Below are 18,481 nucleotides of genomic sequence, written 5' to 3'. Positions count from 1 at the left end.
GATTCCGCGCAAGCCAAGTTCCCACTCGACACGAGCACCCGGCGTCCGCCTCACACGCGGAAGGTCCCCAATTCGTCTGTCGCGGGACTGGACACACCGACTAGCGCAGCACGCTCCGGTACACCTCGAGGGTCTGCGCGGCGATGCGCGACCAGTCGAACTCCGCAATGGCCCGCGCCCGTCCCGCCTCGCCGTAGCGGACGGCCAGGGCCGGGTCGCCTGCCACCGCGTTCACCGCCGTGGCCAGTCCGTGCTCGTACTCTTCCGTTTCGGTGGCGTCGTAGTGCACCAGCCGACCGGTGACCCCGTCGTCGACGACCTCGGGGATACCGCCGACATCGGATGCCACGACCGCGGTCGCACAGGCCATCGCCTCCAGGTTGACGATGCCGAGCGGCTCGTAGACCGAGGGACAGACGAAGACCGCTGACGCGGCCAGGATCTGGCGGACCTGCTCGGTCGGCAGCATCTCCTTGACCCAGAACACATTGCCGCGCTTGCGTTGCAGCCCGTCGACGGCGGCCGCGACCTCAAGTTCGAGTTCCCTGGTGTCGGCGGCGCCCGCGCACAGCACCAGCTGGATATCGGGGTCGAAATCCGCGGCGGCGGCGAGCAGGTGCCCGACGCCCTTCTGCCGGGTGATCCGGCCGACGAACGACACGATCGGCCGGTCGGCGCGCACCCCGAGCCGCTCCAGCACCGGCATCTCCTCGCCCGTGGGCGGACCGGGATGCCAGATGCCCGCGTCGATGCCGTTGTGCACCACGTGTACCCGGTCCGGGTCGATCGCCGGGTAGGCGTCGAGCACGTCGTGCCGCATCCCCTCGCTCACCGCGATGACAGCGTCGGCGTACTCCATCGCAGTGCGTTCCGACCACGACGACAGCCGGTATCCACCACCGAGCTGCTCGGCCTTCCACGGCCTGCGCGGTTCCAGCGAATGCGCGGTGAGCACATGCGGAATCCCGTAGAGCGCCGCCGCGAGATGACCAGCCAGTCCCGCGTACCAGGTGTGCGAGTGCACCACCTCGACCGCGCCCACCGCATCGGCCATCCGCAACTGCGCCGACATCATCTGCAGCGCGGCATTGGCGGCATAGAGCTCGGGATCGGGCCGATGAACGACAGCCCCATGGCGCGGCGCGCCCATGCAATGCACCGTCACCTCACACAGCTCCCGCAGCCTGGCGGTGAGTTCGGTGACATGCACACCCGCCCCGCCATACACCTCCGGCGGATACTCCCGGGTCAGCATGGCGACTCGCACCGATCCCGCCGGCGCCTGCTCGCTGTCGGTGCCAAAACTCACTGGTCCAAATTAGACCCTCGGGTCGACATGGGCCACCGTGGTGGCGCCCAGCCTGTACTTTGACAGGGTGAGGAGCCAGCCGCACGTACTCGGGATCGTGCTCGCCGGTGGCGAGGGCAAGCGCCTATTTCCGCTCACCGCCGACCGGGCCAAACCCGCGGTTCCCTTCGGTGGGGCGTACCGGCTCATCGACTTCGTGCTGAGCAATCTCGTCAACGCGGGCTATCTGCGCCTGTGCGTGCTCACCCAGTACAAGTCGCATTCGCTGGACCGCCACATCTCGCAGACCTGGCGGCTGTCCGGCTTCACCGGCGAGTACATCACCCCGGTGCCCGCGCAGCAGCGGCTCGGCCCGCGCTGGTACACCGGCAGCGCCGACGCGATCATGCAGTCGCTCAACCTGATCTACGACGAGGATCCCGACTACATCGTCGTCTTCGGCGCCGACCACGTGTACCGGATGGACCCGGAGCAGATGGTCGCCAGCCACATCGCCTCCGGCGCGGGGGTCACCGTCGCGGGCATCAGAGTGCCGCGCAGCGAGGCGAGCGCGTTCGGCTGCATCGACTCCGACGAGTCGGGCCGGATCACCCAGTTCCTGGAGAAACCCGCGCACCCGCCCGGCACGCCCGACGATCCGAACATGACGTTCGCGTCGATGGGCAACTACGTGTTCACCACCCGCGTGCTGGTCGACGCGATCCGCGCCGACGCCGCGAACTCCGACTCCGACCACGACATGGGCGGCGACATCATCCCGGCGCTGGTCGCGGCGGGCAAGGCCGCCGTCTACGACTTCGCCGACAACGACGTGCCCGGCGCCACCGAGCGCGACCGCGGCTACTGGCGCGACGTCGGCACCATCGACGCCTTCTACGAGGCACACATGGACCTGGTCTCGGTGCATCCGGTGTTCAACCTCTACAACAAGCACTGGCCGATCCGTGGGGCCGCGGAGAACCTGCCGCCAGCCAAGTTCGCCCGCGGCGGCCTCGCCCAGGAGTCGATCGTCGGCGCCGGCTCGATCCTGTCGGCGGCCACCGTCCGCAATTCGGTGCTCAGCTCGAACGTGATGATCGACGACGGCGCCACCGTCGAGGGCAGCGTGCTCATGCCCGGTGTCCGGATCGGCAAGGGCGCGGTGGTGCGCCACGCCATCCTGGACAAGAACGTGGTGGTCGCCGAGGGCGAGATCATCGGCGTCGACCTGGACCGCGACCGCGAACGATTCGCCGTCAGCAACGGTGGCGTGGTCACCGTCGGCAAGGGGATCTGGGTCGGTTAGCCCCGCGAGGCGCAGAGCAGCCCGTCGCCGATCGGAATCAGCACACTGGTGAGCTCGGGATTCTCCGCGATCGCCCTGGTCGCCGCGCGCACCGCCTGGGTGGCCGGATCGCGCTGGCTCTGATCGGGGACGCGACCGCCGAGCAGTGCGTTGTGCAGGATGAACGCGCCGCCCTCGCGCAGCAGCCGGACACCCTGTTCGACGTAGAGCGGGTGCTCCATCGGGGCCGCGTCGACGAAGACGAGGTCGTAGGCGCCGTCGGCGAGCCGGGGTAGCACGTCGAGCGCGCGGCCGTTGATGAGCCGGGTGCGCGCGGGCGGGATCTCGGCGGTGCGGAAGGCCTCCTTGGCCGCGCGCTGATGCTCGGGCTCGGAGTCGATCGTGGTGAGCGTGCCGTCCTCGCGCATGCCGTCGAGCAGCCACAACCCGCTGATCCCGGCTCCGGTGCCCACCTCGACGACCGCGCGGGCGCCCAGCATCTGCGCGTACATGCTCAGCACGGCGCCGACGGAAGCGGGCACCGGCACGGCGCCCAGCTCGGTGGCCCGCTCGCGCGCATCCAGGAGGACGTCGTCCTCGACGACGGACTCCTCCACATAGGCCAGGTTCCGCTCCACGTTCGATGCCACAGCTAAGAGGCTAGGCCACCGAAGGGGTCTGTGTGCTCAGCGAATACGCCGGTTCGACGATGTGTCGCGCACACATCACACAATTGCCAGAAGTTTGCGGAAAGGTCACGAAAGGCCTGGAACTGCTGGTTTCCCCTTGCCGGCGGAGCTAGGGTCAGCACGGGCGAGGATTCTCAGGACACACTCAGGATCTCCACATCTGCCCCATATCGGGGCAGGAAATAGTTGCCCTACGCAAGGCCAGCCGATCGCGGCGGGCACGAGACGCGGGAACAACCTCACACAGTTGCTGGTTGATTCCGATAGCAAGGTTCGTCGACCCGGACCGGCGAGGTTTCGTGCCAGCGGTCCCGAGTAGGAGGTGTCCCATCCCGATGGTAGACACGGCGCGTCACGCCACACTGCCCGACCAGACTCTCACGACCGATCTCACTGCCGCCGACGATGCGGAATTCGAAGCCGAACTCACCGGTACCGCGGCCTTCGACGCCACCGGTGACCGCACCGTCATGCCGTCGTGGGACGAACTGGTCCGCGAACACGCCGACCGGGTATACCGGCTGGCCTACCGCCTCTCCGGCGATGCCCAGGATGCCGACGACCTCACCCAGGAGACCTTCATCCGGGTGTTCCGCTCGCTGCAGAACTACCAGCCCGGCACCTTCGAGGGCTGGCTGCACCGCATCACCACCAACCTCTTCCTCGACATGGTCCGTCGCCGCAACCGCATCCGCATGGAAGCGCTGCCCGAGGACTACGACCGGGTCCCCGCCGAAGGCCCGACCCCGGAGGAGTCCTACCACGACGCACGCCTTGACCCCGACCTGCAGAAAGCGCTGGATTCACTGGCGCCGGAGTTCCGTGCCGCGGTGGTCCTGTGTGACATCGAGGGCCTGTCCTACGAGGAGATCGGCGCGACGCTCGGCGTGAAGCTGGGTACCGTGCGCAGCCGGATCCATCGCGGGCGGCAGGCACTGCGCGACTACCTTGCGCATAATGGAACTGAGCAGCGGTACTCCGCTGACGCCTACGCAAGGTGATGCCGTTCTCGGTATCACCGGGCCACTCGGTTGATGTCGGTCGGAAGGATGAACTCCGCATGAGCGTGGACCCAAGTACCTCAGGTCGTGGTCGAACCCCGCGCTTTCAGCCCACCGAGCACCTGGCCAGCGAGGCGATCGCGGCCTATGTCGACGGCGAACTGCGCATGAACGCGTATCTGCGCGCCGCCCAGCATCTTTCGGTCTGCCCGGAATGCGCGGCCGAGGTCGATGCCCAGCAGCAGGCGCGCATCGCGCTGCGCCGGGCCGCCGAGGTCGCCGTGCCGCGCAGCCTGCACGACAGCCTGACCCGCATCCCGCTGGCCGAACTGCCCGGGACCACGCCCGAACCGCCGCGCCGGAACGAGGCGATTCTCGGATTCATCACCGATTCCTTCACCGCGACCCGGTGGACAACCTGGCGTCGCAAGTAGAGTCTCGGACGTGACAGGCGAATCGACGAATTCCGGATCGACCGAACACGCGGATTCGGCGGCCGACCGGGGGAACCTGCGGCCGTCGGACGCGCCGAACCTCGGCCCGCGCCCGGTGTACCGTCCGCACATCGACAGCCATACCGCGCGTGCTTTCCGCCGCCCGAACGGCCAGAACGGCTCGTTCGCACCGCACGACCCGCAGCAGCAGGCCACGACCCCCGACGCCGATCAGCTGGTCACCCAGCGGCCGCCGGACGGCGTGCTGGCCGAGGCCTTCGCCCGGCCCGAAGGCTCCGACGAGCTGCTGCAGCGCGAACCCGGCTCCGGCGAACCGCGACCTGGCATCGCCGGTCCGGTCGACCCGTGGCGTGATCCGGCCGCCGGCGCGCGCCTCGGCGCGCCCGCCGTCGAGACGCCCGAACCCGAACGTCTGCCCGTCGCCCCCAAGCTGACCGCCCGCGAGGTGCTGTTCGGCTCCCGCGTCGCGCCCAAGGCGCTGGCCCTGCTGGCCGCGCTCGCGCTCGGCATCGCCGTCGTCGGCGGGCTGGTCGGGCGGATCAGCGCCGAGACCGCCTCGACGCTGACCTCACGCAAGGTCACCCTCGACCAGAGCGCGGGCATCGAGGAGCCGCACAGCCGGATCGCCGCCGTCGCCAATGCCGTTCTGCCGTCGGTGGTCTCGATCCGGGTCACCGTCGGCGACAACGGCGCGACCGGTTCCGGCGTCGTGATCGACGGCGCGGGCTACGTCGTCACCAACAACCACGTGATCTCGATGGCCGCGACCGACAAGTCCGATCGGGCCGCCATCCAGGTGCAGTTCTCCGACGGCACCAGGGTGCCCGCCCAGATCGTCGGCCGCGACCCCAAGACCGACCTCGCCGTGCTCAAGGTCGAGGCCAAGAACCTGACCGTGGCCACCCTCGGCAAGTCCGCCGAAGTGCAGGTCGGCGACGACGTGCTGGCGGTCGGCTCCCCGCTCGGCCTGAGCAAGACCGTCACCTCCGGCATCGTCAGCGCCCAGCACCGCCCCGTGAAGCTGGCGGGCGAGGGCAGCGACACCAATGCCGTGATCGACGCCGTGCAGACCGACGCCGCGATCAACCCGGGTAACTCCGGTGGCGCGCTGGTCGACATGGAGGGCCGGGTGATCGGCATCAACACCGCGATCCGCAGCGAGACCGGCGGCTCGGTCGGCCTCGGCTTCGCCATCCCGGTCGACGTGATGACCGCCGTCACCCAGACCCTGATCCGCGACGGGCAGATGCACCACCCGGTGATCGGCCTGAGCGCGCGCACCAAGACCGTCGCCAACGAGGTGATGAGCGGCGCCGCCGTCGCCGACGTGGCCCCGGGCAGCCCGGCCGCGAAGGCGGGCATCGTCGAGGGCGACGTGATCGTCAAGATCGGCGACCGTGAGGTCACCGGCCCGGACGAGCTGGTCGTCGCCGTGCAGTCGCACAAGATCGGCGAGACGGTGAACGTGCAGTTGATCCGCGATGGCAGGCAGGTGGACGTGCCCGTCACCCTCGAATCCGACTGAGCTGGGCCGACGCGCGCCAGGTAACCTGAAATCGTGTTCAGCAACATCGGGTGGAGCGAGATGATGATCCTGCTCGTCGCCGCCCTCGTGATCCTCGGCCCGGAGCGCCTGCCCGGCGCGGTCCGCTGGACCACGCGTTCCCTGCGCCAGGTGCGCGACTACGCCAGTGGCGCCACCACCCAGTTGAAGCAGGAGCTCGGGCCGGAGTTCGACGAGTTGCGCAAGCCGCTGGCCGAGCTGAACGAACTGCGCGGGATGAGCCCGCGGGCGGCGGTCACCAAGCATCTGCTGGGTGGTGACGATTCGGTGCTGCGCGATCTGGAGAGCGCGGTGCCCGACCCACAGCAACTGTTCGGCGCGAGTAGCGGGATGCCCGGCGCTTCGCCCTCGCTGTCGAAGCCGCTGGACCGCAACGAGCGTCCCCCGATCGACTTCGACGCCACGTAAAACGGGCAGAACACACCGCACGGTCGGCATTTGCCACGGGGTCGCAGAGCCTCCGCACATCCCCGGCTACCTCGAAATATTGTGATTGCCACCAGACGAACATGATTACCGTTGTGCTGCAATACAGTTCGATGTCAACCGATATAGACACGGAACGCTGTCGAGCTGTCTAGACTTCGCACATGTCGGCCGATGACGTGGCACGAGTCTTCGCGATCGAGGACAAGGTCGAGAGACTCAAAGCAGCCACCGACGGGGTGGCGGCTGCCCAGCAGACCATCAACGAACTCACCAGGATCAGGCGCGCCGTGATCCGCGAACTCCATGCCGAGGGCTGGACGTTCGCCCGGATCGGCGCCGCGGCTGGACTATCCCGTGCGCGCATCCACCAGGTGAGCACACAGGGACCGGTCCCCGAGGGCCTGTTCTTCGGGCACGGCTCGCTGACCGTGCTCGCTCCCGAGGTCCGCGCGGGCAGGCTACTCGGCGCACCCGACCCCGCGGCCGCCGCGCGCCTGGCCGAGCTGCTGCGCCAGCTCGGCTTCGTGGCGAACGTGGAGACCTTCCTGCCCGGCAGGCCGATCGACCTCAATCGCGACGGCCTGGTGATCCTCGGCGGCCCCGAGCTGTCCCCCAGCCTGCGTCAGCTGGTCGTCGCCGATCCACGGCTGCGCCGGACCGTCACCCGGGCGGGCGACACCCGCCGCGGCATCGAGGACCGGGCAGCGCGCCGCGTGTACCGCCCCGGCGGCACCGAACCGCACGACATCGCCTACCTGGCCCGGCTGCCCCGCCCCGACCGGCGCGGCAGCATCATGCTGATCGATGGCCTGCATCCGCCCGGCTCGCTGGGCGCGATCCGATTGCTGGCGACCCGGCTGGCCACCCTGCACGAGCGTGCGAGCACGCATTTGTTCTCGGTCCTCATCGCGGTCCGGTACGACCGCACCACCGGCGAGCCTGTCGACGCCGACCTACTCACCCCGGTTTATCGGCATGAAACCGACCCGAGGTTGGCTACGACCCGGGTTCGTCCATAGTTAGATCTAAACTCGCCATGCTTTGTGATCTCCATCACGCTACTGTTATGGTTCACAAACTGTCCGCGATGGTTAGATTGCTAGCGAGTAACCGAGTGTGAGTAGGTGAGCGTCACATGTTCTCGTCTCCCGAGGCCAGCGCATGCCGGGTTCTGCCCGTCCGCGCGGCAGGCACGCCGGATCCACGGCCCGTCCCCCCGTTCGATGCCGAGCCGGCTGCTGCCGAGGTCATCGTCGCCACCCATCGCGTCACCTACAGTGACCGGTTGAAGGTCTTCATCGGCCCCAACGAGGACGTGGACAGCTTTCTACGCCCGTTGCGCCGGATGGACGGTCATCAGCGCTTCGCGCTCGATCTGACCGCGCTCCCCGAGCCGATGCCCGCCACCGAGGTCACCGCGACGGTGAGCGCGGCGCGCGGCGATCTCGCCCTGCGGTGCACGGGTTCGGCCGACGCGATGACCCTGCAGCTACGCATGACGGTCGACCACGTCACCCGCCGCTACACCCTCGGCTTCCCCGGCACCAGGCTCGGCCTGCCCACCGTGTACGTGCCGCACGGTGACGACGACACCTACGTCTATCCCGAAGAGGTGTTCACCGCCGAGCGCGCCGCCGAGATCTTCCGCGGTTTCTTCCACGACGGGATCGTGCCGGGCTGGCTGCAGCACCGCGAGATCCTCGACTGATCCGCGCGCGGACGCCGCACCGTAGCTAGGCTGGTCACGACGGTCACGACCCGTGGACGGTGGCCGCGGGAAGGCCGGTGCGCGATGCGTGATCTGCTCGGGCAGGTGCTCGACCTGCTTCCCGACGAGCCGGTGGCGCTGGCCAGAATCGTCGACCGCACCGGTGCGGGCCCCCGGGATACCGGCGCGGCGATGGCGATCACCACGGACGGGCGAGTCATCGGTTCGCTGTCCGGCGGCTGCGTCGAATCGGCGGTCGTCACCACGGCGGGCCAAGTCCTGCTCGACGGCCACGCGAGCACCGAACGCTTCGCCGCCGACGAAGAATTCACCGTCGGCCTCCCCTGCGGCGGCGAGATCGAAGTCTTCGTCGAACGCCTCGACCACACCGACCTCCCCCTGCTGCGCGACCTGCACACCGCCCTCACCGCGCACCAGCCCGTCGCCTACGCCACCACGCTCGAATCAACCCCCGATCGAAAACTCCTGCACCCCGGTGGGATCGAATCATGGCGCGACCTCGACCAGGATGCCGCCGCACTCCTCACCGCAGGCCACAGCGGCCTCATCGGCGCCCAGGACTGCACCCCCGCCGCCGCGACCCGCCCGCGCACCTTCGTCCAGGTCTTCCGCGCCCCCGCCCGCATGATCCTGGCAGGCGCCGACGACTACACCCGCGCCCTCACGGTGGCAGCCACCCAACTCGGCTACCACGTCACCGTCGTCGACGCCCGCGAAACCTTCACCACCCCGGCCCGTTTCCCCGCCGCCGACGAGGTAGTCGTCGACTGGCCCCACCGCTACCTCACCGCGGAGAACGAAGCAGGCCGCATCGACACCCGCACCGTCATCTGCGTCCTCACCCACGACCCCAAATTCGACATCCCGACGCTGACAACGGCCCTCGACCTCCCCGCCATCGCCTTCCTGGGCGCCCTCGGCTCCCGCCGATCCCACGCCGACCGCACCCAGCGCCTGCGCGAACTCGGCCTGACCGACACCGAAATCTCCCGCATCCGAAGCCCCCTCGGCCTCGACCTCGCCGCCCACACCCCCGAAGAGACCGCGATCTCCATCCTCGCGCAAATCCTCGCCGACCGAACCGGCGCCACCGCACTGCCGCTGACCGCGCTCGACGGCCCGATCCACCACCGCTCCTAGCTCGAACCGCCGGGATCTCTGTACACATCGACCGCACTTCGATACAGTTTGTTTCATAGTTATGAAACATTTTGTCTCGCAAGAAGGTTCCATGCGCCCACCCGATCCCCGAACCGTGCGTAGTCGCGATGCCGCGCTCGCCTCGGCCAGGGAGTTGTTGGTAGAGCAGGGTCTGGCCGGTCTGACGCACGGCGCTGTCGCGATGCGCAGCGGGATCAGCCGGGCCACGCTGTATCGCCTCTGGCCGGAACCGGCCGATCTGGTGCGCGCCACCATCACCTGGCACATCGCCCTCGCGCAGTCACCGCCGACCGGTGATCTGCGCGCCGATCTCCTGACAGAACTGACGGGCACCCGCGCGATGCTCCACCAGCCGGCCAGCGAGCAGGCGATGCGCGTGCTGATCGAACGAGCCGCTGTCGACCCGAAATTCGCGGAGGTCAAGGAGGCGCTGTACCGCTCGGGAACCCGGGTGGTGCGCTCGATCCTGGCCGATGCCGTCACCCGCGGCGACCTGTCCGCCGATCTCGATGTCGACCTGGCCGTCGATCAGCTGCACGGCCCCCTGTTCTTTCGCCGGCTCGTCGCCCACCGCACCTTCGACCTCGACTACGTGCACGCGGTCGTCGACGACTTCCTGCGCTGCCACCCCACGAAAACCCCATACCAGCAAGGACCTTCGTGACATGACCGCACGCCTGCTCGCCATCCTGGTCGCCGTCGTCACCGTCTTCGGCGCACTACTGGCCGATTTCGTCATTCCGGGCGGCGCCGACCAGCACCTGCGCAACGACGCCTGGCCGCCACACGCGAAATTCCACGACGCCCAATACATCGTCATGTCCATCCTGCTCGGCGCCCTGGCCCTGCTCCTGCTGGTGCGCCCCGGCGGCGCCACCCCGTCCCGGATCCGAACCTCCTGCGCCATCCTCGCCACCCCGTGGCTTGGCCTGCTTGCCGCCTTCGCGTTCCCCGGCACCGCCATCCAGGACCCCGAATTCGACAACCCCTCCCTCCTCGGCCTCCACCCCCAGGTCCTCTTGGCCGCGATCCTCCTGGCCGTCCTGGCCACCGCCGCATCACTCGTCGCCCGCGAGAACCGCGTCAATTCCGTGGACCGACGCACAGGGTGAATCCGTGCTCGGTGTGGGTGAACAGGGTTGTCGGGATTCCCGCGCAGTCCTGCGGTCCGGTCGGCTTGTCCGGGGAACCGACCACCTTTCGCAATACCCGCCCCATTGCCGCGGAGTCGGCGCACGCGACCTTCTGCAGGCGGACCTCGTTGCCGAACCAGCCGACCTGCACTCGGCCTACGCATTGCCCGGATGTCACCCGTTGCATCGATTCGTCGATGGCGATCTGGTCGCGGAGGTAGAAGAGGGCGACCACGCCGAACGCGACGACGAAAGGCAGGGCGAAGCCGAGGGCGCCCGGGCGGCGGAACAGGGGCTTGCCCGGGTCCATCGGGGTGTGGCCCCAGTAGGTTTCAGGGGCGGGCAGTGCGGCGATGCGGCGGCGGTTCATCGCGTTGACGACGAATCCGGCCAGGTTGTAGAACAGCGATTGGATACCCCACCATCCGAACCAGGCGCTACCGATCGTGATACTGCGATACGTCGCCAAGCCGCAATCGCGGCAGAACGGGCCCACCTCGGTGGTTTCCACCCGAAACAGCAGCAGACCCCAATGGCCCGCGAGGTCTACATCGATCGCGGGTGACGCACCGCAGTGCCTGCACCGGACACCGTCGTACTGAAATCCGTCCGACACCGATCTTCTTCTCCCGCAGTCTCATTCGCCAGAACCGGCAAACAGTACGGATCGGCGAAGGCGCCCGCAACCTGGGCAGCAGAAGGGCGCCTCGTCGAGGTGACGAGGCGCCCGGTGCGGTGGATTACGCCGCGACTTGTTCCGGGCGAAGGGTTTTCATCGGGGGGCGATCTTCGAGGGAGACCTCGGTGGAGTGGGCGATGAATTCGCCGCCGATCAGGGGGAATTGGGTGAGGGCGGCGCCGGAGTCGGTGACGCCGCTGCGGCCGAGGGCGGTGCCGAGGATCTGGCGGCTCATGACGCCGAGGTCGGCGAGTGGGCGGTTGCGGTGAGTGCGCACGCCGAGGTTGACCTGGGTGATGGCATCCATGCCCAGCTGGTCGTAGGTGTCGAGGAGCAGGCCGATCTCGACGCCGTAGCCGGGGGCGAAGGGGACGGCGGTGAGGAGTTCGCGGGTGCCCGCGTATTCGCCGCCGAGGGGCTGCAGGACCTGGGAGAGTTCGGGGCGAAGGGCCGCGAGGAGGGGACGGGCGACGAGTTCGGTGACGCGGCCGCCGCCGTTGGCGTCGACGGACTCGCCCTGGCGCAGCGGGCGGCGATAGTAGGCCTTGGACAGGTGGGTGCCAGGCGTGGTCAGCAGGGGGCCGAGCAGATTGGGCACGAAGGCCGGGTCGGGGTCGATCAGGTCGGAGTCGACGAAGGCGATGAGATCGCCCGTCGTGCAGGCCAGCGAGCGCCACAGCGCCTCACCCTTGCCGGGGACCGGCTCGAGTTCGGGAACCGCTTCCTCGCGGGAGAACACCTCGGCGCCCGCCGCGCGGGCACGGGCGGCGGTGGCGTCGGTGGAGCCGGAGTCGAGCACGATCAGTTCGTCGACGAGCGTGCCGAGCAGCGGCCGGATACTGGCCACCACCTCGGCGACGGTGTCTTCCTCGTTCAGCGCGGGCAGCACCACCGAGACGGTGCGGCCTGCCTTGGCGGCGACGAGCTCGCCGACCGTCCAATCAGGGGTGTCCCAGGTGTGGGTGATGGCCCAGGCGGGCTCGCGGTGTTGGATTTTCATGCCAGACCTCGCAGAGTTCGTGCGGGGGGCCGGATGCCCTGGATCGCGGCGATCATGTCCACGACTCGCCTGGTTTCGGCGACTTCGTGAACCCGGAAGATTCGAGCGCCCGCGGCGGCCGACCATGCGGTCGCCGCCAATGTGCCCTCGACCCTCTCGGTCAGACCGACACCTAAAGTCTCCCCGATAAAATCCTTGTTGCTCAGTGCCATCAAGACTGGCCATCCGGTATTTACAAGACCGTCGATTCCGCGCAACAACTCGAGCCCGTGATAGGTGTTTTTCCCGAAATCATGGGTGGGATCGATCACGATGCCGTCCCGGCGCACACCAGCGGCCGCCGCGTTTTCCGCCGCGGCGACAACGGTCGCCGTCACCTCGGCCACCACATCGGCATAGCGGACCCGATGCGGGCGCGTACGCGGCACCGCGCCGCCGGTGTGGCTGCAGACGATGCCCGCGCCCGTCTCGGCGGCCACGTGCACCAGATCGGGGTCGGCGCCGGCCCAGGTGTCGTTGACGAGGTCGGCGCCGACACCGACAGCCGCCCGCGCGACATCGCTGCGCCAGGTATCCACACTGATCAACAGGTCGGGATACTTCGCCCGGATCGCCGCGACGAACGGGACCACCCGCCGCGTTTCCTCGACGGCGTCGACCGTGACGCCGGGGCCCGCTTTCACGCCACCGATATCGACCAGATCGGCGCCTTCGTCGACCGCGCGCGCCACCCGTTCCATGGCGGCCTCGTCGCTGAACGTCGCGCCCCGGTCGTAGAAGGAGTCGGGGGTGCGATTCACGATCGCCATGACCAGGGCACGATCCGTCGCCACCGGCCGCCCACAGAGCCGCCTCCCCGCGACTTTTGCCGACAACTCAGCGCCGCTACTGCTGGTGCTCCGGGCAGGCGGTTGTACGTGTGGTCGCGGTTCGGGCGTGCCCGACGAGTTACCCATGTTCATGCGAAATCAGACGTTACCTTGCTGTCGCGGGGCGTTCCGGGCTACCGCGGCGCTTGACCGGCCGCGACGTCGGCCGCGTACCCGTCGTAGGCAGGCACATACCCGGTAGCCGGACCCGACAGCACGTACAGCTGACTGTCCCCGTCCACGGCATAGCCCTGCTTACGCAACTCCACCTTGCGGCTCTTGAACGTCGAGGTCTGCTCCAGCTCCGCCACCACCCGCACGAACAGCGGGATCGCGTACATCGGCAGTCGCTGGTAGACCGTCGCCGCCAGCGCCTTTCCGTCGAACTCCGCACCGGGATGCAGGGTGACCGCGGCCATGCCCGCCTTGCCGTCGGTGCCGGGGATGTCGACGCCATAGACGACGGCCTGGGCGATGCTCTCGTCGTGGTCGAAGGCGCCCTCGACCTCCGTGGTCGCCACGTTCTCGCCCTTCCAGCGGAAGGTGTCACCGAGCCGGTCGACGAAGGCGATGTGCCAGAAGTGCTGATCGCGGACGAGGTCGCCGGTGTCGAACCAGCAATCGCCCTTCTTGAAGCCGTCGCGGACCAGCTTGGATTCGGAGGCCCGCTTGTCGGTGTAGCCGTCGAAGGGCTGGCGGTCGTTCACCTTCGCCAGCAGCAGACCGACCCCGCCCGAGCGCACGCGGCGCAGTTTCCCGTCGCTGCCGCGGCGAGCCCTGCCGGTCTCGTCGTCGTATTCCACGACCGCGTACGGCAGCGGGCACAGTCCCGCGGTCCGGTCGAGGCCGAAGGCGTTGACGAACGCCAGCGGCGCCTCGCTCGACCCGTAGAACTCGACCACCCGGCCGATCCCGAACCGCCTGCGGAACTCGTCCCACAGTTCCGGCCGCAGACCGTTGCCGACGGCGAGGCGCACCCGGTTGTTCTTCTCGGCGGGCCGCACCGGCTGGTTGAGCAGGTACCGGCACAGTTCGCCGATGTAGATGAACGCGGTCGCGCGCTCGCGGGCGATCTCGTCCCAGAATCCCGACGCCGAGAACTTGCGGCTGAGCACGTAGGTCGCCTCGCCCGCCAGCACCGCCGACAGCGCGACCGTGAGCGCGTTGTTGTGGTACAGCGGCAGGCAGCAGTACAGACCGTCGTCCGCGCGCAGCCGCACGCCGAGCCCGCCGAGCCCGGCCATGCTCTTGGTCCAGCGGTAGTGGGTCATCACGCTGGCCTTGGGCAGGCCGGTGGTGCCGGAGGTGAAGATCAGGAACGCCCGCTCGCCCGCGGTGACCTCGGTACACACCGCCGGGTCGGCATCGGGTGCGGTGCGGGCGGATTCGGCCAGTTCCTCGGCGGCGAGCACGTTCGCGGCTGGCTCCGGCAGCGAGTCCAGCGCCTCGGCGCATTCCTCGCCGACCACGGTGAGCACGCCGTCGAGCAGGCCGATGCTGTGCGCGAGCACCTGGTCACGCTGGTTGTAGTTGAGCAGGCCGGCGCTGCCGCCGAGCTTGAGCACGGCGAGCACCGTGAACAGGGTCTCCGGCCGGTTGGTCATCAGCACGCCGACCACGTCACCGCGCCGCACACCGCGCGCGGAAAGCACTGCCGCGTACCGGTTCACCTCGCTGTTGGCGGCGCGATAGGTGTAGGAGCGGCCCTCGAAACGCAGGAACACGCGGTCGGGCCTGCGGTGGGCGACCCGCTGGAAATACAGGCCGATGGAGGCTTTGGCCTTGGGCCCCACCAGCATTCCGCGCGCGTTGCGCAGCATGCCCGGCGCGTCGAGCGCCATCCCGGGCAGCGCCTTGGCCAGGTCGAATACGGTCACGGTCGAGCGGGCGTCGTTGCTCACGTCGAATCTCTCCTAGCCGGCCACAGCCGGTTTCAGCGCAGCGAATGCGGCGGGCAGGTCGGCGGCCACGGTGAGGCGGTCGCGCGCCAGTGATGTCACCATTCTGCGTTCGTACAGTTCATCGATCCAGCGGAACAGCCCGCTGTAGAAGCCGTTCGCGTCCAGCACGACAACGGGTTTGGCATGCTCGCCGAGGTAGCCGCCGGTCCACGTCTCGAAGAACTCCTCGAGCGTGCCGATCCCACCCGGCAGCGTGAGAAACGCGTCGGATCGGGCCTCCATCAGCTGTTTACGCTGACGCATGGTGTCGGTGACGAGCAGTTCGCCCGCGTCGACATCGGCGACTTCGGAGTGCACCAGATGTTTCGGGATCACCCCGACGGTGTGCGCACCACCGGCGCGCGCCGCGGTGGCGACCGCGCCCATCATCGACACGTGACCGCCGCCGGAGACCAGTTGCCAACCGCGCCGGGCGATCTCGGTGCCGACGCGCGCGGCCAGGCTGATCAGATCGGGATCGGTGGTGCTGGCCGAGCAGTACACGCAGACGGAGTAGGGCGCGCTCACCACTTGTCCTCGGTGCCGAGACGCTCGATGTTCGCGTGGTTGCCGGTCTCGCCCTGGATGATGCGCACGACCTCGTCGACGCTGTCGGTGAGCTGGATCAGGTCCAGGTCTTCGGGGGAGATCTTCCCCGAGCCGGCCAGCGAATCGCGCAGCCAGTCGACCAGGCCCGACCAGTAGGCGGTGCCGAACAGGATGATCGGGAACCGGGTGATCTTGCGGGTCTGCACCAGGGTCAGCGCCTCGAACAGTTCGTCGAGGGTGCCGAAGCCGCCGGGCAGGCAGACGAAGGCCTGCGAGTACTTCACGAACATCGTCTTGCGCACGAAGAAGTACCGGAAGTTGATGCCCAGATCGACCCAGTCGTTGAGACCCTGCTCGAACGGCAACTCGATACCGAGCCCGATCGAGTAGCCGCCCGCCTCCGACGACCCGCGGTTGGCGGCTTCCATCGCACCCGGTCCGCCACCGGTGATCACCGCGAAACCGGCCTTGGTGAGCGCGGCGCCGATGGCCCTGCCCGCCGCGTACTCGGGATCGGTGCTCGGCGTGCGCGCCGAACCGAACACGGTGACCGCGGGCGGAACCTCGGCGAGCGCGCCGAAGCCCTCGACGAATTCGGCCTGGATCCGCAGCACCCGCCACGGATCGGTGTGTACCCAGTCGCTGTCCTGCCGGGTGTCGAGCAGGTTCCGGTCCGCGGTCCGCACGCCGGGTTTGCGGTCCCGCCGGAACATCACCGGCCCACGGAACTTCGCCGTGGGTTTGACCTTCCCGGCCTGGTCAGCGGAATCGGTAGACATACCCCCACGCTACTGGGTCCGCGTCGACGGCAGTCGTCAGTGGGCTGACAGGTAGGTGCGCAGCATCGCGGTGACAGCGGTGATCTGGCTCAGCGGGACGTGTTCGTCGCGCTTGTGGGCCAGATTGGGGTCGCCGGGGCCGAAGTTGACGGCCGGGATGCCGCGGGCGGCGAAGCGCGAGACATCGGTCCAGCCGTACTTGGCGCGGACGCCGCCGCCACCGTGGGCATTGACCGAGTCGATGAGGGTGCGCGCGGCGGGCGCGGTGAGGCCGGGCAGCGCGCCGGGCGAGGAGTCGGTGACCACGAAGTCGATATCGAGTCCGTCGAACACCTCGCGCACATGGGCGATGGCCTGCTCGACCGTGCGATCGGGGGCGAAGCGGAAGTTCACGTCCACCTCGGCGGCATCGGGCACCACATTGCCCGCGACCCCGCCGGAGACACGCACGGCCGACAGGCCCTCGCGGTACACACAGCCGTCGATGTCGACCTCGCGCGCCTCGTAGGCCGACAACCGGGCCAGCACCGGCGCGAGCCCGTGGATCGCGTTGACGCCGAGCCAGGCCCTTGCCGAATGCGCGCGCACGCCCGAGGTGCTCAGCCGCACCCGCAGCGTGCCCTGGCAACCGGCCTCGATCCAGCCGCCGGAGGGTTCGCCGAGGATCGCCAGGTCACCGTCGAGCCATTCCGGCAATTCCCGTTCGATACGGCCGAGCCCGTTGTGTTCGGCGGCGATCTCCTCGGCGTCGTAGAAGATCAGCGTCAGGTCGTGCGCCGGCTCGGCGATGGTGGCCGCGAGGTGCAGGAACACCGCGTCGCCGGACTTCATGTCGACGGTGCCGCAACCGAACAGCACCGGCTCCCCGGCCACCGTGTCCGGGCGGCTCGGGACGTTGTCGGCGATCGGCACGGTGTCCAGATGTCCGGCCAGAATCACCCGCGTCGGCAGCCCGCGGTGGGTCCGCGCCAGCACCACGTTGCCGTGCCGCAGCACCTCGAACCCGGTGGTCTGCTCCCGTAATGCCTGCTCGACCAGATCCGCGATCTTGGCCTCGTCCAGCGACACGCTGGGGACGTCGACCAGGGCGGCCGTCAACTGAATGGGGTCGGCATGCAAATCGAAAGTCACCTCTCGACAGTAGTACGGACACCGACCGGCTGAGCGAACCAAGGGCAAATATTACAATTGTTTGACGATGAACCCCCTTGCACGGCAATGGAATTCCGCCGCGCTAGCGTTCTCGCGCTGCCTTTATCCGGGCGGCTGGAAACGGAGGGATTCACACGAAATGAAGTTCGGAAAGATCACTACCGCTGCATTCCTGGCGATCACCGCGATGGGGATTACCGCGGCCACCGCCAATGGTCAGCCCGCCGTGGCGACCGAGCAGCCTGCCGTAGTGGCTTCGGGGGGCGCGACTTCTGGGGTTACCCACGGCATCAACTACACCACCGCGGTGTCGCCCGCCGACAAGACCATCACCTGGGCGGTCGACAGCGGCCGGTTCGTGCTCGCCGCCGACGGCTCCGCGGTGCAGCTGCGCACCGAGGACGGCGTGACCGTCGACCAGGCGCCGCTGCGCTCCGAGGTCGCCGGGCTGCCGATCGCGGTCACGCCGCAGATCAGCGAGGACGGCCGCACCGTCAAGCTGGCCGCGTCGATGACGCAGGAGGACACCGCGAAGCTGGGCAACGTCGCGGGTCTGAAGGACATCAGTTCCTACGACCGGCTGATGGAGCAGGTCAACAAGAACCTGCCCGGCATCGTCATCGGCGGCATCATCGGCGCGTTCGTCCCGTTCCTGTGGCTGATCAGCATCCCGGCCGGGATGCTGATCGGCGGTTACGTGATGGGTGGCCAGGAATTCCTGGACTCCGTCATCGCGTTCGCCACCGGCCAGCCCTGATCCGAGGCGAGAACACCACGCG

At 68.6% G+C, this 18,481-nt stretch carries 20 protein-coding genes; 11 read left to right on the top strand and 9 right to left on the bottom strand.

The genetic code is table 11. The features are described from left to right. Positions 1-100: 100 nt before the first annotated feature. Positions 101-1,267: a glycogen synthase gene (glgA, locus tag ACWF9G_RS26625; RefSeq protein ID WP_452518680.1), complete on the bottom strand. Its 1,167-nt coding sequence runs from the start codon at positions 1,265-1,267 to the stop codon at positions 101-103. Positions 1,268-1,376: 109 nt separating this feature from the next. Between glgA and glgC the strand changes: the two genes are divergently transcribed. After that, positions 1,377-2,594, top strand: coding sequence for a glucose-1-phosphate adenylyltransferase (gene glgC / locus ACWF9G_RS26620; RefSeq protein WP_379303914.1), 1,218 nt, complete (start codon positions 1,377-1,379; stop codon positions 2,592-2,594). Here the strand turns inward: glgC and ACWF9G_RS26615 are convergent. Next, positions 2,591-3,223, bottom strand: coding sequence for an O-methyltransferase (locus ACWF9G_RS26615; protein ID WP_379303916.1), 633 nt, complete (start codon positions 3,221-3,223; stop codon positions 2,591-2,593). The genes glgC and ACWF9G_RS26615 overlap by 4 nt on opposite strands. A 374-nt stretch (positions 3,224-3,597) precedes the next feature. On the opposite strand from ACWF9G_RS26615, the gene sigE reads away from it, so the two are divergent. The 9 genes from sigE to ACWF9G_RS26570 all read left to right on the top strand — a co-directional run bounded on the left by sigE (position 3,598) and on the right by ACWF9G_RS26570 (position 10,713). Further along, on the top strand, positions 3,598-4,263 hold the full coding sequence (gene sigE / locus ACWF9G_RS26610) for an RNA polymerase sigma factor SigE (RefSeq protein ID WP_379303918.1): 666 nt from the start codon (positions 3,598-3,600) through the stop codon (positions 4,261-4,263). Positions 4,264-4,322: 59 nt separating this feature from the next. Further along, positions 4,323-4,697 (top strand): zf-HC2 domain-containing protein, encoded by a 375-nt coding sequence (locus ACWF9G_RS26605; RefSeq protein WP_452518597.1) that lies wholly within the window; start codon positions 4,323-4,325, stop codon positions 4,695-4,697. A gap of 10 nt (positions 4,698-4,707) precedes the next feature. Further along, entirely contained in the window at positions 4,708-6,243 is a 1,536-nt protein-coding gene (locus tag ACWF9G_RS26600; protein ID WP_379303922.1) for a S1C family serine protease, read from the top strand. Positions 6,244-6,276: 33 nt separating this feature from the next. Then, positions 6,277-6,690 (top strand): Sec-independent protein translocase protein TatB, encoded by a 414-nt coding sequence (gene tatB, locus ACWF9G_RS26595; protein ID WP_379303924.1) that lies wholly within the window; start codon positions 6,277-6,279, stop codon positions 6,688-6,690. Between the two features lie 182 nt (positions 6,691-6,872). Continuing rightward, positions 6,873-7,730, top strand: a complete 858-nt coding sequence (locus ACWF9G_RS26590) for a hypothetical protein (protein WP_379303926.1) — start codon at positions 6,873-6,875, stop codon at positions 7,728-7,730. A 116-nt stretch (positions 7,731-7,846) separates the two neighbouring features. Continuing rightward, a complete protein-coding gene (locus ACWF9G_RS26585) occupies positions 7,847-8,419 on the top strand; it encodes a hypothetical protein (RefSeq protein ID WP_452518595.1) in 573 nt (190 codons plus the stop codon). An 84-nt stretch (positions 8,420-8,503) separates the two neighbouring features. Further along, the gene (locus ACWF9G_RS26580; RefSeq protein WP_452518593.1) at positions 8,504-9,580 is read left to right on the top strand and encodes an XdhC family protein; all 1,077 of its coding nucleotides are present in this window, start codon (positions 8,504-8,506) and stop codon (positions 9,578-9,580) included. A 91-nt stretch (positions 9,581-9,671) separates the two neighbouring features. Continuing rightward, positions 9,672-10,265 carry a TetR/AcrR family transcriptional regulator gene (locus ACWF9G_RS26575; RefSeq protein WP_452518592.1) on the top strand — a complete coding sequence of 198 codons (594 nt, stop codon included), beginning with the start codon at positions 9,672-9,674 and terminating at the stop codon, positions 10,263-10,265. Position 10,266: 1 nt separating this feature from the next. Continuing rightward, on the top strand, positions 10,267-10,713 hold the full coding sequence (locus tag ACWF9G_RS26570) for a DUF6640 family protein (RefSeq protein WP_452518591.1): 447 nt from the start codon (positions 10,267-10,269) through the stop codon (positions 10,711-10,713). Here the strand turns inward: ACWF9G_RS26570 and ACWF9G_RS26565 are convergent. From ACWF9G_RS26565 to dapE, 7 genes are all read right to left on the bottom strand, one after another. After that, the gene (locus ACWF9G_RS26565) at positions 10,685-11,350 is read right to left on the bottom strand and encodes a hypothetical protein (protein WP_452518589.1); all 666 of its coding nucleotides are present in this window, start codon (positions 11,348-11,350) and stop codon (positions 10,685-10,687) included. The two genes, ACWF9G_RS26570 and ACWF9G_RS26565, sit on opposite strands and share 29 nt — an antisense overlap. 124 nt (positions 11,351-11,474) lie before the next feature. Further along, the gene (locus ACWF9G_RS26560; RefSeq protein ID WP_452518588.1) at positions 11,475-12,413 is read right to left on the bottom strand and encodes a glucosyl-3-phosphoglycerate synthase; all 939 of its coding nucleotides are present in this window, start codon (positions 12,411-12,413) and stop codon (positions 11,475-11,477) included. After that, positions 12,410-13,369, bottom strand: a complete 960-nt coding sequence (gene folP, locus ACWF9G_RS26555) for a dihydropteroate synthase (RefSeq protein WP_452518679.1) — start codon at positions 13,367-13,369, stop codon at positions 12,410-12,412. Before folP ends, ACWF9G_RS26560 begins: the two co-directional genes overlap by 4 nt. A gap of 47 nt (positions 13,370-13,416) precedes the next feature. After that, on the bottom strand, positions 13,417-15,183 hold the full coding sequence (locus ACWF9G_RS26550) for a long-chain-acyl-CoA synthetase (protein WP_452518587.1): 1,767 nt from the start codon (positions 15,181-15,183) through the stop codon (positions 13,417-13,419). A 12-nt stretch (positions 15,184-15,195) separates the two neighbouring features. Next, complete coding sequence (locus tag ACWF9G_RS26545; protein WP_379303941.1) at positions 15,196-15,750, bottom strand: LOG family protein; 555 nt, start codon at positions 15,748-15,750, stop codon at positions 15,196-15,198. Next, a complete protein-coding gene (locus ACWF9G_RS26540) occupies positions 15,747-16,550 on the bottom strand; it encodes an LOG family protein (protein ID WP_379078240.1) in 804 nt (267 codons plus the stop codon). Before ACWF9G_RS26540 ends, ACWF9G_RS26545 begins: the two co-directional genes overlap by 4 nt. Before the next feature lie 36 nt (positions 16,551-16,586). Beyond that, on the bottom strand, positions 16,587-17,681 hold the full coding sequence (gene dapE, locus ACWF9G_RS26535; protein ID WP_379303944.1) for a succinyl-diaminopimelate desuccinylase: 1,095 nt from the start codon (positions 17,679-17,681) through the stop codon (positions 16,587-16,589). Between the two features lie 160 nt (positions 17,682-17,841). Between dapE and ACWF9G_RS26530 the strand changes: the two genes are divergently transcribed. Next, the gene (locus ACWF9G_RS26530; protein ID WP_452518585.1) at positions 17,842-18,459 is read left to right on the top strand and encodes a hypothetical protein; all 618 of its coding nucleotides are present in this window, start codon (positions 17,842-17,844) and stop codon (positions 18,457-18,459) included. Positions 18,460-18,481 lie beyond the last annotated feature (22 nt).

Source organism: Nocardia sp. NPDC055029 (genome assembly GCF_053608525.1).
This window is presented reverse-complemented; position numbering and strand designations above follow the sequence as displayed.

Coding starts and splice junctions, on each gene's coding strand:
- ACWF9G_RS26580 (WP_452518593.1), top strand. CDS start 8,504: ATGCGTGATCTGCTCGGGCAGGTGCTCGACCTGCTTCCCGACGAGCCG.
- ACWF9G_RS26605 (WP_452518597.1), top strand. CDS start 4,323: ATGAGCGTGGACCCAAGTACCTCAGGTCGTGGTCGAACCCCGCGCTTT.
- ACWF9G_RS26570 (WP_452518591.1), top strand. CDS start 10,267: ATGACCGCACGCCTGCTCGCCATCCTGGTCGCCGTCGTCACCGTCTTC.
- ACWF9G_RS26560 (WP_452518588.1), bottom strand. CDS start 12,413: ATGAAAATCCAACACCGCGAGCCCGCCTGGGCCATCACCCACACCTGG.
- folP (WP_452518679.1), bottom strand. CDS start 13,369: ATGGGTAACTCGTCGGGCACGCCCGAACCGCGACCACACGTACAACCG.
- ACWF9G_RS26540 (WP_379078240.1), bottom strand. CDS start 16,550: ATGTCTACCGATTCCGCTGACCAGGCCGGGAAGGTCAAACCCACGGCG.
- ACWF9G_RS26575 (WP_452518592.1), top strand. CDS start 9,672: ATGCGCCCACCCGATCCCCGAACCGTGCGTAGTCGCGATGCCGCGCTC.
- ACWF9G_RS26590 (WP_379303926.1), top strand. CDS start 6,873: ATGTCGGCCGATGACGTGGCACGAGTCTTCGCGATCGAGGACAAGGTC.
- ACWF9G_RS26585 (WP_452518595.1), top strand. CDS start 7,847: ATGTTCTCGTCTCCCGAGGCCAGCGCATGCCGGGTTCTGCCCGTCCGC.
- ACWF9G_RS26530 (WP_452518585.1), top strand. CDS start 17,842: ATGAAGTTCGGAAAGATCACTACCGCTGCATTCCTGGCGATCACCGCG.
- sigE (WP_379303918.1), top strand. CDS start 3,598: ATGGTAGACACGGCGCGTCACGCCACACTGCCCGACCAGACTCTCACG.